This window comes from Lactobacillus sp. ESL0684 (assembly GCF_029392675.1).
In the GTDB taxonomy this organism is placed as follows: Bacteria; Bacillota; Bacilli; order Lactobacillales; family Lactobacillaceae; genus Lactobacillus.
The window spans coordinates 103,270-117,879 of the sequence record NZ_CP113941.1 but is presented as its reverse complement, the minus strand read 5'-3'; the positions used below and the strand labels follow the sequence as shown (position 1 = coordinate 117,879).

The following is a 14,610-nucleotide window of genomic DNA, read 5'->3' as shown; positions in this document are numbered from 1 at the left end:
TTAGGGCGTCAAGTACTAGGTACAAGCGTCAAAAGTAACTAGGGCATATTAACTTCAACCCTGCTTCAATTTTAAAACAAAGAAAAAGCAGTGAATCAATATTCCGTCGAATATTGACCCACTACTAGGTTAGTATGTTTTATTGCCGGAATACTTGAGAGCACCTTCAGCTGTCTTTTCCTGACGAGTTAAATCGCCAGAATACGCAGCCTTGAACTTAGTGCCCTTTAGGCCTCGACCAAGGTATTCTGCACCTTTGACCCCGTTATCAGTCAGGGTAAAATCACTCCAACCTTGAGCTAGATGCATTACGTTAGCAGTTGTTTCTCCGTGACGAGTTAAATAAATTGTCACTGGCTTAGTTGTATTCTTACTCTTGGCCTCAGCGGGATTTGAGCTAATCAGAAAAGTGGTGGATAAACTTGAGATTAAAAGCAGCGCTTTTATCAATTTGTGTTTCATTTCTTTTTGCCTTTCCAAAGTTTTAACTTTGTTATTTTAGGTCGGAACCGTTAGTTTCAATTACCTTCTTGTACCAATCAAATGACTTCTTCTTATAACGATCAAAACTACCATTGCCTTCATTATCTTCATCAACATAGATAAAGCCATAACGTTTAGACATTTCACCGGTTGAAGCACTGACTAGGTCAATACAACCCCAAGGAGTATAACCCATTACATCAGCACCATCATCAATCGCTTGTGAGATAGCTTCAATATGTTCACGCAAATAATCAATCCGATAATCATCTGCAACATAATGATTTGTATCTGGTTCATCAAATGCACCTAGACCATTTTCAACAATAAATAATGGCTTTTGATAACGATCTGATAATTGATTAAGCGCAATTCTTAGACCAGTTGGGTCAATTTGCCAACCCCAGTCACTAGATTTTAAGAACGGATTCTTAACTCCGCCCATCAAATTACCATTAACAGTCTCAGCATCCTGATTAGTAACGTCAACAACTGATGACATGTAGTAACTGAAGCCAATGTAGTCCACCGGATTCTCAGCCAGTAAGTCTAATTCTTCCTGGGTAACATCCAAATCTTCTGGCTTTACACCATTACGAGCTAATAAACTCTTGGTATAAGCTGGATAATGACCACGAACTTGTACATCTGCACAGAAGAAATTATTAGCTTGATTATCCTGCAATGTCGCTAATTGATTGGCAGGATTAGCATCATAACTATAAGTAGTTGCATACAAAATCATACAACCAATTTGTAAATCAGGATCAAGTTCATGACCGATCTTAACAGCCTTGCTGCTAGCAACGAACTGATTATGCCAAGCTTGGTAAACATTCTTCTTATCATTAGCACCGTTAGCAGCAACTAGCCCTTGGCTCATTACCGGAAAATGCGCTGCACTATTAATCTCATTGAAGGTCATCCAATACTTAACTTTATCGTGATAACGAGTCAAAACAGTCCGTGCAAATCTTTCATAGAAGTCAATTAACTTTTTGTTCTTCCAAGCACCATACTTTTTAACCAGATTTAATGGCATTTCGTAATGTGAAATGGTAATCACCGGTTCAATATTATACTTCAAACATTCGTCAATCACTTCATCATAAAATTTCAAGCCAGCTTCATTAGGCTCGGTTTCATCGCCATTAGGAAAAATCCGTGACCACGCAATTGAAAAGCGATAACATTTAAAGCCCATCTCGCCGAATAAGGCAATGTCCTCTTTAAAATGGTGATAATGGTCAATTCCAACATGGTTAGGATAGTACTTATCTTCATCAATAGTAAAATCAAAGTCTGGTGCATTGACTACCTTCATCCGATCGCGACCTTCTGGCAGAATATCAGGTAAGGACAACCCTTTGCCATCTGCTTGATAGGCACCTTCTAATTGATTAGCAGCGGTTGCTCCGCCCCACAAAAAGTTCTTAGGAAAATTATTCGTCTTCATATATACCAACCTTTCTTATTTAATTTATTCTAAGTCAAGCAACTGATCACCGATTTTGACCTGATCGTTAGCCAGCACTTTAACTTCCTGATAACTATTAGTATTAGTAACAATTACTGGTGTTGTAACTACATAGCCAGCTTTTTTAATAGCCTCTAAATCAAACTCAATTAATGGATCGCCAGCTTTAACAGTTTGGTCTTTTTCAACTAAAGTCTTAAAGCCCTTGCCATCTAATTCTACTGTATCCATTCCAATATGAATCATCACTTCAGCGCCATTATCTGAAATCAAACCAATGGCATGTCCAGTTGGGAAAACCATCGCAACCTTACCACTAAGTGGTGAACAAACTTTGCCATCGCTAGGATTAATTGCTACACCTTTACCCATTGAACCGCTTGAAAAGACTTCATCTTTAACCTGCTCTAATGGTACTATTTCACCATTTACAGGTGCTGTCAACTTTTCTGGGATAACAGTAGCTACTTCATTAGTGACCACCTTATCAGCTTCATGAGTAGCGTCTGCGCCAGTTCCTGCAGGCGCTGCTTCTACTAATGGTTCATCAACTGAACTCTTGCCAAAAATCATTTGTAAAACAAAGCCTAAAACAAGTGCCAAAGCCATTGCAGCGATTAAACCGTAAAATCCACGGTCCATACCGTTCTTGCCCATGGCATCCGGAATCGCAAAGATTCCCATTCCGGCCATAATATAAACCTTAGTACCTAAAGCACCAATCAAAGCACCACCAACAGCTGAAGCAATACAACTAATGTAGAATGGTTTCTTACGTGGCAAGGTTACCCCATAAATAGCAGGTTCGGTAACCCCAAATAGTCCAGAAATTGCAGCCGAAATTGATAAACTCTTAGTTTTTTCGTCTTTAGTTTGGAAAATAATAGCTAATACAACACCAGTTTGCGCAAATGAAGCGGCCAATGAAAGACCCAAGATTGGATCGTAGCCCATTGCTGCAATATTGGCCATCATAACGGCCACAAAACCCCAATGAACGCCAAAGATAACAAAGACTTGCCAGAAGGCTCCCATCAAAATACCAGCAATAATCGGGCTAAAGTTATAAATACCACTTACGATTGCCGAAATCCCGTCACCAAGCCAAGTAGCAATTGGCCCAATAATTAATAAGGTAATTGGTACTGTAATTATTACTACCATTAATGGTACTAAGAAAGTCTTGACCACATCAGGAATAATCTTACGCGCCAGCTTATGTACCTTAGACGCAAACCAAACTGCTAAGATAATTGGAATAACTGTTGAAGTATAATTCATTGAAATTACGGGAATTCCCAAAAATGTCATATGAATTGGTGCTTCAAAAATGGTTCCTTTAAATAGTGTAAATAATGTAGCTTTACTACTAGTCATTGCCACAATTGATGGATAACAAAGTGCTGCTCCGATTACCGCACCCAAATAGCTATCAATTTTGAACTTTTTAGCAGCTGAAATTCCTAGAACAATTGGTAAGAAGTAGAACAAACTATCACCAATTGCATTTAAGACAATATAAGTACCGGACTTTTCAGTGAGCCACCCAAAAGCAACAAACATGGCGTTGAAGCCCTTGATCATTCCAGTAGCACACATTGGTCCTAAAATTGGTGTAAAAATACCAGAAATTAAGTCAATGAACTTATCCATAAGACTCATGTTGCTATTATCAACATAGTCATCAGCTACAGCTCCGCCGTCAGCAAAGCCACCAACTTTAATCAAGGTATCATAGACATCAGCAACGTTATTACCGATTACGATTTGATACTGACCACCTGACTTAACCAGCGATATTACGCCATCAGTCGCTTTAACTGCCTCATCGTCAGCTTTTTTCTCATCTTTTAACTTAAATCTGAGTCTAGTAGTACAGTGAACAACGCTAGCTACGTTATCCTTGCCACCGACTCCGTCGATAATCTTTTGACTTAATTCTTCGTAAGCCATAACTTCCTCCTTAAATTTACAAAACAAAAACCCGAGGGCTTAAAGAAACTCCCTTTACTAACATGTAAAAGAATCTTCTCTAAACCTTCGGGCTAATGCCTGTTAATTACAGTAACACGCCTTTTGGCTAAAAAACATTTGTTATTTTACTTCTTTAATATCACTTTGTCTATGGGTAACTCGCCAAACATGTAAGGTTAGATAAACTTCATCATCAGGTTGCAAGTCCCATCCGGCTTGTTTATGCAAGTAAGTTCCAATTTTTAATACCGTAGCATAAGCCTTCGGATATTTATCCTGCATTAGTTTTAGCAACGCGCTATCCAATTCTTGACCACTACCAATATCATCATCGCTACTAGTGATATGACGTACCATGAATGAACGTAGATGTGTCATAAAGCGACTAAAATTAAACGATTCTGTATCTAATTGAATTCCATATTGGTATTCAATAATTGCAACCACACCACGCACCAATTTAGTGATTTTAATCGTATCTTGCAGCTTGGTCTGGTCCGAATCGGCATTAATAAAGTGATAGGTTAACAAAACTGTCTCACTTTTGGGCAAATCTAATTTGCTCTCATCACGCATTAACTGCAGTGCTTTCTTAGCAACTTGAAACTCTTTAGGAAATAATTTTCCTACTTCCCAACGCACAGTTTCTTGACCTAATTCCAAATGCTCATCGGCACGCTTAAACATAAAATCAATGTGATCAGCTAGAGATAGGTATTGATAATCAGAAAAGGTAATATTTAATTCTTTTGAAGCTAAATCAATGACGTCAGTAGTTAAATTCAAAGTCCTTGCATCAATATTGCTGACACTATCAATCATTTTGATATTCTTTTGGACAGCGACAAAACGCCGAGTAATTTTCGCTTCATCAATCGCATCGCCTGCTTTTTTGCCAAAGCCAATTCCGTTACCAATTACAACCCAGTCAACCCCAGATTCATCTGACACCAAAGCAGCGTTATTGTTAAAATTCTTAATAAATTTCACTCAGCCAACTCCCTTTTCCAATAAAAAAGCCTACAAATAACCATTCCAATTATGGTAATGCTTATTCATAGGTTAATGCCTGATCGAATCAGTAACACGCTCAATACTTTTTTAATTATAAACAAGTGTTAAAGCGATTTCAATACTTATTTGCAAAAAAATTTTAAGTATTGCAAATTAGTGCTACGTTTTAGTAGTCATTAGGGTTAGCTTGGGCAGGTTGATACCTATCTGCATCGTTATCTTGATAATCCCACCATTCACTTTCATACCCATGAAAACCAGCTAGCTGCATCGCATTATCCAAAATTTGGTAATTACGCTCTTGCTGCCCAGTTCTGGGATAATTCCTTAATGCCTTACCCGTAAAATCATCAAAACCGCTTTGCATCGGCAGTTCCTTGCCAGCTAGATCCGTAATTGTTAAATCAAAAGTAACACCTTTTTCATGACTGTAATTAGGATTAGGAGCCGCCACCCATTCATCGTGTGGATAAATCTGATACATTCTTTTTTGCGCACTGTTAGGACGAAAAGCATCCCAAACCTTAATGCGATAACCTCGCTCATACAATATTTTAGCAGCAATGCCTAGCTTTCTAGCCGTACCCGCCCTAGCAATGGCAGTAGTAAAGTCATAAATTTTATGTCCAGTAAAATTATCTGGTGTTGCGTACTTTAAATCGACGATTATGTTCGAATCAACTTTTTGAATATTTAAAAATCCAGGATCTGGCTTAATTGCAGCTACTTGAGCCTCTATCTGTTTTATGTTCATTCAAAACTACCTAACTTTATTCGTTAACTGGATATTTGTGTCTAAAGTAATAATAAACCCCTACCGAAAGTGCTGGAATTAATAGCCCTAGTAATGAAGTTACTGGATCATCAAAGAAATTATTAATCAAAATAATTAAAAACGCAATTACTGCAATAATCACGGTCCAAGGATATGCCCAAACCTTATATGGTCTTATAGCATCTGGCTTACGATGACGTAAAACTGGTACAGCCAAAATTGATAATAGGTTAAAGATTGCCCCACTAAAGACTACTAAAGAAGTCAGTTCATTTAGATCACGTGTTAATACTAAGATAATAGAAATTATCATTTGCATTAATAGACCATGATCAGGAGTGCGGTACTTAGGATGAATATGACCAAAAGTTTTCCATAATAATCCATCCTTAGAAACTGCATAATAATAACGTGAAAATGCTAGAATCATCCCATTTAATGAACTAATCATAGCCAAAACCATGGTTACTGCAACCAAAATAGTCCCAGCATAACCCATAAAACTCTGGGCAACATTTGTCCCTAAATATAACTGACCAGCTTTAATCGATTTAGCAATGGCTTTAGCTGGTAATGAGCGATAAATAGCAAAATTAAATAAGACATAAACAATTGTCGTAAAACCTACCGACAGAATCAATGCTTTAGGTAAATTCTTTTGGGGATTTTTCATCTCTCCAGCCACTGTATTTAAATTGGTCCAGCCTTCAAATGCCCATAATGAAGCAATTACCGCAAAGGCAATCATCTGAACAATATCCATTAAATTGCCATTACCTACAGGCATCTTTAAAGATAAGTCTGGTAAATAGTGACCGCCAAAAATTCCTAAGCCAATAATTAAAACTAACGGTAAGATTTTTAATACCGTAAAAAAGTTTTGCACTACTTCACCGATATTTACGCCAAAGTAATTGACAATTGTAAAAATAATTATCAACAAAATCGCGATCATTTTGACCGTTAAATCATTAAAATGAAAAAAGCTCGTTAATGCCATCGGCAAGGCAATTGCAATCGCAGCAATAGAACCTGGACCACCAATGACCATGCTTTGGAAGGTAAACATATAACCAACGACTGGTGAATAGGCATCTGAAAGATAAACATAAATTCCACCAGTTTCTGGATTCATTGCTCCCAGTTCTGCAAAGCAAAGACTGCCCAATAAGGTAACTAATCCGCCAACTAACCAAGCCAATAACGCATAACCCATTGACATGTGCGAACGTTGTAAAACATACGATCCGATGTAAAACACACCTGAACCAATCATTATACCGACTAAAATACTACTTCCACCAAAAACCCCAATCGAGCGTTTCAAATGTGGGGTATTTTCTTCTTGTTTTGCTTTCAATATCCTGCTCCCTAACATAATAACGATAATTTAAAAATTTTGATCAAAATAAAAACCTCATTGTAAATACAATGAGGTAAAAATTGAAATCCTAATTAGATAGCACTCCCCAAAAAGCTTGGGACAGTCTACAAGATATGCTCTTGTAGCCCAACCAAAATACTTTGCGAACAATATTTCAGTTTCGGCAATAACTCTTAACTTAACCATCTTCGCTCTTCGCACGCTCAAGTAAAGCTAATAATCATTGCAACCTCTATTGTAATAAAAATACTAGACTCAATATCTTACTTTGTCAATAAGCCTTATCTAATTAATAATTGGCAAAATTAGCAAGTCAATTATGCTATTATTAAGCTAATCAATTCTAGAAAGGAGTCTTATATGAAAACAATCTATCATTTTAAAAAGCAACAGCTAATAGTGATTAATAGTTACTCTGCTACCTTAATGAGTAATCATTTACAAGTAATCGACAGTCTCGAGTATGCCAGTCAATTATCAGCACAAGAGCTAGTCCAAGATAACGACGGTAAACTCTATTTTTCAACAACGACTGGCCTAGTAGCTTTTTCGCAGGCTTATTTTCGCAACTTTAACTTTTTTCATGAAGTCAAACTTTATCCACAATCAAAGTGGGGACGTATAAAGCGGAGTCATGGTAGTCAGCTCTATTCTGACCAGCACCAATTATTAGATCATTTACCACTAAAAAGTCCTGTCCAAATAATCGGCAATGGGTACGATCTGTTCCACCAACCATGGCTTAAGACAATCGATGGTGGCTGGCTAAAGCAAGCTGATATTTGGCTCGATAATGAACCTTTAATTACACATCAGCATGACTTAATCCAGCAAGCTACCATGGTTATTAATCCGCAAGGAACGTGTTGTTTTAATCAAGCAGGTCAGCCAATAAATATCATTCCTGCCAAAACCAAGTTTAAAGTACTAGCAGTAATGGATGATCAATTTGGTAACGAGTTCTTGCAAGTTGGCGAAAATAAATTCTTGCCTACAACAGACTGCCTATTAGGTCAGCTACCTGCTGAACTGCCCAACCAAGATCTCTGGCAATTACCAACTGAAAACATTAACCAAATGTTTTGGCAAATTGAAAATGGTTGCGAAGCTGCAGCCTTATTAATGGGTTTGCACTATCACCACCATCTAGAATCAACTGACTATCAAAGCTTCATTGATAAAATGCCAATTGCACCAGATTACAATCCTTATCATGGTTTCGGCGGATCACCCTACAAAAATGTTAAGGGTAGATTTGAAGCAATCTTTCCACCTGCATTGCTGAGATGGGGACGCAATTATACTTACCTGCGAGATCTAACTGGCGTAACTGAGTCAGGTTTAATTACCGCTTTAAAGCGTGGCAATCCCGTTCTAGTTTATGTAACAATCAACTTTGACAAACCAGAACCAGATACGTATCCTTGGGGTAAAACTTATAAGAATAATCATGCAGCCTTGCTTGACGGCTTTAGCCAAGATCTATTCCACGTTTCTGATCCAATTAATGGTCATTATTGGATTAGTAAACAGCAATTTGGGCAGGCTTATCAAGTCAGAAAATGGGCCATTGAAATTTATTAATAATTGAGAAAAGGAAGTAATATTATGGGACTTAATAAACCACTTTTAAACGCTAATAGCGATACACAACCAGGTATCAACAACTTAATCACTGATGTAGCTGGAATCACTGTTGGTCACAAAACCATCAGCAATGACAAATTCAAGACAGGTGTTACTGTAATTGAATCCTGTCAAGACAATATCTTTAGAGAAAAGATGCCAGCTGCTGTCCACGTAATTAATGGCTTTGGTAAAAGCACCGGTCTAGTACAAATTGAAGAATTAGGCACAATTGAAACCCCAATTGTTTTAACCAATACACTTAGCGTTGGAACGGCTTATACTGCTTTAGTCAAAAGAATGCTGGCTCAAAATCCAGAAATCGGCTTATCTACTGGTAGCGTTAATCCAATCGTAATGGAATGCAATGACAGTACCATTAATCATATTCGAGATCTAGGGGTAACTGAGACTGATGTTACTGAGGCTTTTGATAATGCCAAAATAAAGTTTACTGAAGGAGCTGTCGGCAGTGGTACAGGAATGAGCTGCTATGACCTTAAAGGCGGCATCGGTTCTGCTTCCCGCCAAGTTAAAATTGATGATAAGACTTTTACCATGGGAGCACTAGTTATGTCTAATTTTGGCTTTGGCGAAGACTTGAACATCTATGGTCATGCTATTGGCCAAAAAATCACGCAACTAAAAAAGGAAAAAGAAAAAGGTAGCATTGTTACAATAATTGCTACCGATATTCCTTTTAACTCACGCCAACTTAAGCGGATTGCTAAACGCTCAAGTGTTGGTATCACTCGGACAGGATCCTTCACTGGTAACGGTAGTGGTGAAATCACGCTAGCCTTTTCTACTGCTAATCGTGTTAGCCATTTTCCTAAAGATGAATTAAGTAATATTCAGGCAATTACCGATGACAAGATTGATCGCTACTTCCGCATGACTGTTGACATTGTTAACGAAGCCATCTTAAGTTCTCTAGTCCATGCCGAAACTACGCTAGACCGTGAAGGCAAGCCAATGTTATCGCTAAAAGATGCCTTGAACAAGTTAGGAAACGATCGACAAGCACTCCAGCTTAAAACAGAACTAGGTCTTTAATCATTATTAACAACTAAAAATAAGACAACCACAACTTATAGTTCGAGGTTGTCTTATTTAGTTTGTCCTATTACTTGCTACTCTAAATACAACTGTTGCAATTTCGTTAAATCAGCTTTACTAAAACCCAATTCTTTTTCAAAAAAGGTTGCAAAATCGCCCCAGCCACCACGAATTGTTTCCGTAATACCGCGAATCGCGGTTCCTTCACCTTTAGTCACATTCATTTTAGCAACCAAATTGGCAATTTCATCGTTAGTAGGCAATTGATGAGACACCGCAAAACCATACAGTTCATTAGTTAATAAATAATCGCGAGCAATCGTATCATCATCCATCCCCAATGCCATTAAGATTAATGCTGATACCATGCCAGTTCGATCCTTACCCGCACTGCAATGATAGACTAGGGCTGCATCAGTTGGCAAAGTCAATAACTGCATAAAAATTTGACTAAACATCTGCTGACTATGCTTATCCAACAAAGTTTGCTGATAAATTTGACCAATAAAATTATCTTTCATATCTGGAATATGATGTAAAAAGCGATAAACTTGGTGCTTTCTGGGACTAGTATCTTCGGCGTAGATTGGCACATCAATAAACTTTACCCCTGACCACAATTTATCTGGTGCAGTTTCTTTTTCATAAGCCGAACGCAAATCACAATCAACGCTCACATTCATTGCAGTTAGCTTAGCCTGATCAGCATCAGATAGTGCACTAAGTGAATCAGAACGATATATTTTATGCCACTTAAGTCTTTTCCCTGCTTCATTTTGATAACCGCCAAGATCTCGAAAGTTTACTGGCCCGTCAAATGCAACAATTCTCTCCTGTGCCATTTTGCCCCCATTACTTAAACATCGTCGTGAGCAAAAGATTGGGTAGCTTTAACTGCACGTTGCCAACCATGATAAAGTCGATCGCGCTCAGGCTGCTCCATTTTACTTTCAAAGGTCTTACCAACCTCAAAAACATCTTTTAACTCATCAGTATTTTTCCAATAGCCAACTGCCAGTCCAGCTAAAAACGCCGCTCCCATTGACGTGGTTTCAAGGGTCTTAGAACGCTCAATTTTAGTTCCTAAAATGTCAGCTTGAAATTGTAATAAGTAATCGTTATTAGAAGCGCCACCATCCACTCTCAGAGTAGGAATTTTAATTCCTGAGTCTTCCTGCATAGTATCAACTACATCACGAGTTTGATAGGCCAATGACTGCACAGTAGCTTTAATAAAGTCGTTCTTATCTGTTCCACGTGTAACACCAAAAACCGCCCCGCGCGCCTCAGAGTCCCAATATGGCGCGCCTAAGCCAGTAAAAGCTGGCACAACGTAAATTTCATTTTCAGACTTAGAAGCCCGCGCCGCCTTTTCTGAATCAGCAGCGCTCTTAATCATCTTCATTGAATCCCGTAGCCACTGCACCGCACTGCCTGCCACAAAAATGGAACCCTCTAATGCATAAGAAACCTTACCATCGATGCCATAAGCAATCGTTGTTAACAAATTGTTATCAGATTCCGTCGGCTCTTCGCCGGTGTTCATCACAATAAATGACCCTGTACCGTAGGTATTTTTAACCATTCCTTTTTTCAGTGCAAGTTGACCAAACAGGGCTGCCTGTTGGTCACCTGCAATTCCTGAAATTGGCACTTTCCCACCGAAAAAGCGATACGACTTAGTACAGCCATAGACTTCCGAATTAGACTTAACAGTTGGCAACATTTTCTTAGGAATATTAAGCAGTTTTAGAATGTCATCATCCCACTCAAGATCATGAATATTAAACAACATAGTTCTAGAAGCATTAGTATAATCAGTAACGTGTACTTCGCCATCAGTTAGCTTCCACAACAACCAACTATCAATTGTCCCAAATAATAAATCGCCTTGCTCTGCCCTTTCCTGAGCACCAGCAACATGATCTAAAATCCAGCGAATTTTGGTCGCACTAAAATACGGGTCAATAATTAATCCCGTCTTTTTATGGATCATTTCACTATAACCATCGTTTTTTAGCTTTTCTGCTAATTCTGTAGTTTGCCGAGACTGCCAAACAATTGCATTATAGATTGGTTTGCCTGTTTTCTTATCCCAAATAACCGTCGTTTCTCGTTGGTTAGTGATACCGATACCCACAATCTGCTCAGGCCGAATACCCGAACTGATAATGGCATTGGCAATCGTAGTTTGCACTGCATGCCAAATCTCTTCAGCCTTATGTTCTACCCAACCAGGCTGGGGAAAATACTGGGGAAATTCTTTTTGTGAAGAAGCAACTTTCTTACCCTGATGATCAATGATCATTGCACGAGTTGAGGTGGTACCCTCGTCAATCGCCATAATGTATTTTTTCACCGTAATTATCTCCTTTTGCTAGGAAAGCGTTTTAGAATAATTTTACTACCAAGTTGCAGTTTTACAAGAAATAATTATATCATTATCGCCTTTTTAAAGTTATACTAGCGGATAAAGAGATCATTAAAAGAGGTGTTCAATATGGAAGAAAAAATTATTGCTCTAACAATTGCCGGTAACGATAGTGATGGTAGTGCCGGGATGAGCGCGGATTTACATTCATTCTATGCACGCGAAGTCTATGGTATGGGACTGCTTACTGCAGCAGTTGCTGGTAATACCACTGGCATTTATGCCCAAGAAGTCTTGCCAATTGCCTTTATCCAAAAACAATTTGAAGTACTTAATGCTGATTTTACTATTAATGCATTAAAAACTGGGATGCTAGCTAACAAAGCGGTCATTAGTTGCGTAGCTAAAAATTTGCGCAATTATCATATGGGGAAGATAGTCATTGACCCAGTAATTATGACTAAGCATGGCGATACATTACTTGACGACGATGCCTACCAAACCTTTTTGACAGAATTATTGCCACTAGCCGACATTATTACTCCCAATTTTTATGAACAACAAAGACTTACTGCTTCTACCCTAGGCAACAAAGCAGCAATTAAGCAAGGAGCTATCAAATTACAAAAGATGGGTGCTAAAAACGTATTAATGAAAGGTCGGCATGATGATACCAGTCAAGATACTGTCACCGATATTTTCTTAGCTGCTGATGGCCAATTCTACGAGTTTACCAAGCCATTTATTAATACTGATAGAATTAATGGTACTGGCGATACCTTGTCTGCCGTCATTGCTGCAGAGCTAGCTAAAGGCTCGTCAATGTTTAATAGCGTCAAAATTGCTAAAGATTTTACTTATGAAGCAATCGCTCATCCAATTGCAGTTGGATCTAAATATGGTCCAATTAATCATCTAGCAGCGCAACAAGAAATAAAATGATTTTTTCTAGATAGCAATATCAGTTATACTTTAACCAAATTAATTATGGGGTTGATAAATAATGAACAACGAAGCAATTAAAATTGCCTATTTATATGAAGACTTGATGAATACCTATGGTGATTCAGGCGACGTTAAAATCTTACAATTTTTACTAAAAAAACAGGACTATCAAACACAAGTCGATAATATCTCATTAGGCGACCCTTTCGACGCCTTTAATTATGATTTTGTCTTTTTTGGCGGTGGACAAGATTTTGAACAGACTGTCATTGCCCAAGATTTACAACGACATCAAAAAACACTGGAGCGATATATTAATTCGGGTCATCCCATGCTAGGGATTTGCGGAGGCTACCAATTAATCGGAACATATTACAAGACCAGTTCTGGTACCACCATCAAAGGCCTTGATATTTTACCATTCCACACAGTTTTTAAGGCTGACAACCGGATGATTGGCGATACCTACTATACAACCCAATGGGGTGACGTTCGAGCATTTGAAAATCACTCGGGCCAAACTTATTTTGATGATTCGCAATTGCAGCCACTTGGTAAAATGATCACAGGTTATGGGAACAATCCTCAAGACGGTGTTGAGGGTTTGCATTACCGCAATTTTATTGGCAGCTACTCCCACGGTCCGATTTTGAAAAATCTTAATATAGCCCAAGCAATTATGCAAATGATCCTTTCTTGGCATGGCAAGCGTTTGGCAGATTAACAATTAGGCGAGAAAGATCCTCGCCTTTTTGCTTGCTTAAATTAGTATTTTAGTAAACCAAAATATGCAATAATTAACTTTGGTATCTCAAAATATTCTTTATTAACTAATGGAAAACACAAAATGGATTATTCAACATACTTTACCAATAATACTACATCGGCAATTGCTGCTGACTTAATTGGCCGGCCTTTAACATATCATGATGGTGCTCATTTACTCGGTGGTTACATCGTTGAAGCCGAGGCCTATCTTGGCATTCACGATCGTGCTGCCCACTCCTATGGCGGCCACCGCAGTCCCGCCAACGAAGGACTTTATCGGACAGGTGGGACCATTTACATTTACAGCCAGCGGCAGTATTTCTTCTTTGACGTTGCCACCCAAGCATTAGATGAGCCACAAGGGGTTTTAATCAGGGCAATTGAACCCGCTTGGGGCATTGAACAAATGACTACTAATCGCTCAGGTAAAAGTGGCGTCTTACTAACAAATGGCCCGGCTAAAATGATGCAAGCGTTTGGTATTCACGACAAAAAGTGGAACTTACATTTTTTAAGTGACTCACCCTTTTCAATTGATTTATCCGAAACGCAAAAAAAGCGCGCCATTGAGATAGCTGCTGGGACCCGAATTGGCGTAAACCAATCTGAACTTGAATGGGCCAATAAGCCGCTGCGCTATTATGTTGCTGGTAATCCTTACGTTTCCAGAATGAAAAAACGCGATTATGCCGAAAATAACGGTTGGCAAAGATAATTTTTTAGTTATCGGTTTA

General features: G+C 38.5%; 13 protein-coding genes. 5 read left to right on the top strand and 8 right to left on the bottom strand.

Features of this window, described 5'->3' with window-relative positions:
• Nucleotides 1–129: 129 nt before the first annotated feature.
• The 6 genes from OZX56_RS00560 to OZX56_RS00535 form a co-directional block, all read right to left on the bottom strand.
• A complete protein-coding gene (locus OZX56_RS00560; protein WP_277139774.1) occupies nucleotides 130–462 on the bottom strand; it encodes a histidine phosphatase family protein in 333 nt (110 codons plus the stop codon).
• 31 nt (nucleotides 463–493) lie between these two features.
• The gene (locus OZX56_RS00555) at nucleotides 494–1,939 is read right to left on the bottom strand and encodes a 6-phospho-beta-glucosidase (RefSeq protein WP_277125113.1); all 1,446 of its coding nucleotides are present in this window, start codon (nucleotides 1,937–1,939) and stop codon (nucleotides 494–496) included.
• A gap of 24 nt (nucleotides 1,940–1,963) precedes the next feature.
• A complete protein-coding gene (locus OZX56_RS00550; protein ID WP_277139773.1) occupies nucleotides 1,964–3,913 on the bottom strand; it encodes a beta-glucoside-specific PTS transporter subunit IIABC in 1,950 nt (649 codons plus the stop codon).
• A gap of 141 nt (nucleotides 3,914–4,054) precedes the next feature.
• Nucleotides 4,055–4,924: a PRD domain-containing protein gene (locus OZX56_RS00545; RefSeq protein ID WP_277125117.1), complete on the bottom strand. Its 870-nt coding sequence runs from the start codon at nucleotides 4,922–4,924 to the stop codon at nucleotides 4,055–4,057.
• Between the two features lie 190 nt (nucleotides 4,925–5,114).
• A complete protein-coding gene (locus OZX56_RS00540; protein WP_277125119.1) occupies nucleotides 5,115–5,702 on the bottom strand; it encodes a M15 family metallopeptidase in 588 nt (195 codons plus the stop codon).
• Between the two features lie 16 nt (nucleotides 5,703–5,718).
• Nucleotides 5,719–7,083, bottom strand: coding sequence for an amino acid permease (locus tag OZX56_RS00535; RefSeq protein ID WP_277125121.1), 1,365 nt, complete (start codon nucleotides 7,081–7,083; stop codon nucleotides 5,719–5,721).
• A 384-nt stretch (nucleotides 7,084–7,467) separates the two neighbouring features.
• Between OZX56_RS00535 and OZX56_RS00530 the strand changes: the two genes are divergently transcribed.
• Both OZX56_RS00530 and OZX56_RS00525 read left to right on the top strand, forming a co-directional pair.
• On the top strand, nucleotides 7,468–8,691 hold the full coding sequence (locus tag OZX56_RS00530) for a C39 family peptidase (RefSeq protein WP_277139772.1): 1,224 nt from the start codon (nucleotides 7,468–7,470) through the stop codon (nucleotides 8,689–8,691).
• Between the two features lie 24 nt (nucleotides 8,692–8,715).
• Nucleotides 8,716–9,789: a P1 family peptidase gene (locus OZX56_RS00525; protein WP_277139771.1), complete on the top strand. Its 1,074-nt coding sequence runs from the start codon at nucleotides 8,716–8,718 to the stop codon at nucleotides 9,787–9,789.
• 77 nt (nucleotides 9,790–9,866) lie between these two features.
• Here OZX56_RS00525 and OZX56_RS00520 read toward each other — a convergent pair whose 3' ends face one another.
• On the bottom strand, nucleotides 9,867–10,634 hold the full coding sequence (locus OZX56_RS00520; protein WP_277139770.1) for a tyrosine-protein phosphatase: 768 nt from the start codon (nucleotides 10,632–10,634) through the stop codon (nucleotides 9,867–9,869).
• Nucleotides 10,635–10,648: 14 nt separating this feature from the next.
• Nucleotides 10,649–12,136, bottom strand: a complete 1,488-nt coding sequence (gene glpK / locus OZX56_RS00515) for a glycerol kinase GlpK (RefSeq protein ID WP_277140331.1) — start codon at nucleotides 12,134–12,136, stop codon at nucleotides 10,649–10,651.
• Between the two features lie 156 nt (nucleotides 12,137–12,292).
• Between glpK and thiD the strand changes: the two genes are divergently transcribed.
• The 3 genes from thiD (at nucleotide 12,293) to OZX56_RS00500 (ending at nucleotide 14,591) form a co-directional block, all read left to right on the top strand.
• Complete coding sequence (gene thiD / locus OZX56_RS00510; protein ID WP_277139769.1) at nucleotides 12,293–13,105, top strand: bifunctional hydroxymethylpyrimidine kinase/phosphomethylpyrimidine kinase; 813 nt, start codon at nucleotides 12,293–12,295, stop codon at nucleotides 13,103–13,105.
• A gap of 61 nt (nucleotides 13,106–13,166) precedes the next feature.
• Nucleotides 13,167–13,832 (top strand): cobalamin biosynthesis protein CobQ, encoded by a 666-nt coding sequence (locus OZX56_RS00505; RefSeq protein WP_277139768.1) that lies wholly within the window; start codon nucleotides 13,167–13,169, stop codon nucleotides 13,830–13,832.
• Between the two features lie 123 nt (nucleotides 13,833–13,955).
• Nucleotides 13,956–14,591 (top strand): DNA-3-methyladenine glycosylase, encoded by a 636-nt coding sequence (locus OZX56_RS00500; RefSeq protein WP_277139767.1) that lies wholly within the window; start codon nucleotides 13,956–13,958, stop codon nucleotides 14,589–14,591.
• Nucleotides 14,592–14,610: the final 19 nt, after the last annotated feature.

Excerpts from the sequence above, each read along its gene's own strand:
- OZX56_RS00560 (WP_277139774.1), bottom strand. The coding sequence starts at position 462 with ATGAAACACAAATTGATAAAAGCGCTGCTTTTAATCTCAAGTTTATCC.
- OZX56_RS00555 (WP_277125113.1), bottom strand. The coding sequence starts at position 1,939 with ATGAAGACGAATAATTTTCCTAAGAACTTTTTGTGGGGCGGAGCAACC.
- OZX56_RS00550 (WP_277139773.1), bottom strand. The coding sequence starts at position 3,913 with ATGGCTTACGAAGAATTAAGTCAAAAGATTATCGACGGAGTCGGTGGC.
- OZX56_RS00540 (WP_277125119.1), bottom strand. The coding sequence starts at position 5,702 with ATGAACATAAAACAGATAGAGGCTCAAGTAGCTGCAATTAAGCCAGAT.
- OZX56_RS00530 (WP_277139772.1), top strand. The coding sequence starts at position 7,468 with ATGAAAACAATCTATCATTTTAAAAAGCAACAGCTAATAGTGATTAAT.
- OZX56_RS00525 (WP_277139771.1), top strand. The coding sequence starts at position 8,716 with ATGGGACTTAATAAACCACTTTTAAACGCTAATAGCGATACACAACCA.
- OZX56_RS00520 (WP_277139770.1), bottom strand. The coding sequence starts at position 10,634 with ATGGCACAGGAGAGAATTGTTGCATTTGACGGGCCAGTAAACTTTCGA.
- glpK (WP_277140331.1), bottom strand. The coding sequence starts at position 12,136 with ATGGCGATTGACGAGGGTACCACCTCAACTCGTGCAATGATCATTGAT.
- thiD (WP_277139769.1), top strand. The coding sequence starts at position 12,293 with ATGGAAGAAAAAATTATTGCTCTAACAATTGCCGGTAACGATAGTGAT.
- OZX56_RS00505 (WP_277139768.1), top strand. The coding sequence starts at position 13,167 with ATGAACAACGAAGCAATTAAAATTGCCTATTTATATGAAGACTTGATG.
- OZX56_RS00500 (WP_277139767.1), top strand. The coding sequence starts at position 13,956 with ATGGATTATTCAACATACTTTACCAATAATACTACATCGGCAATTGCT.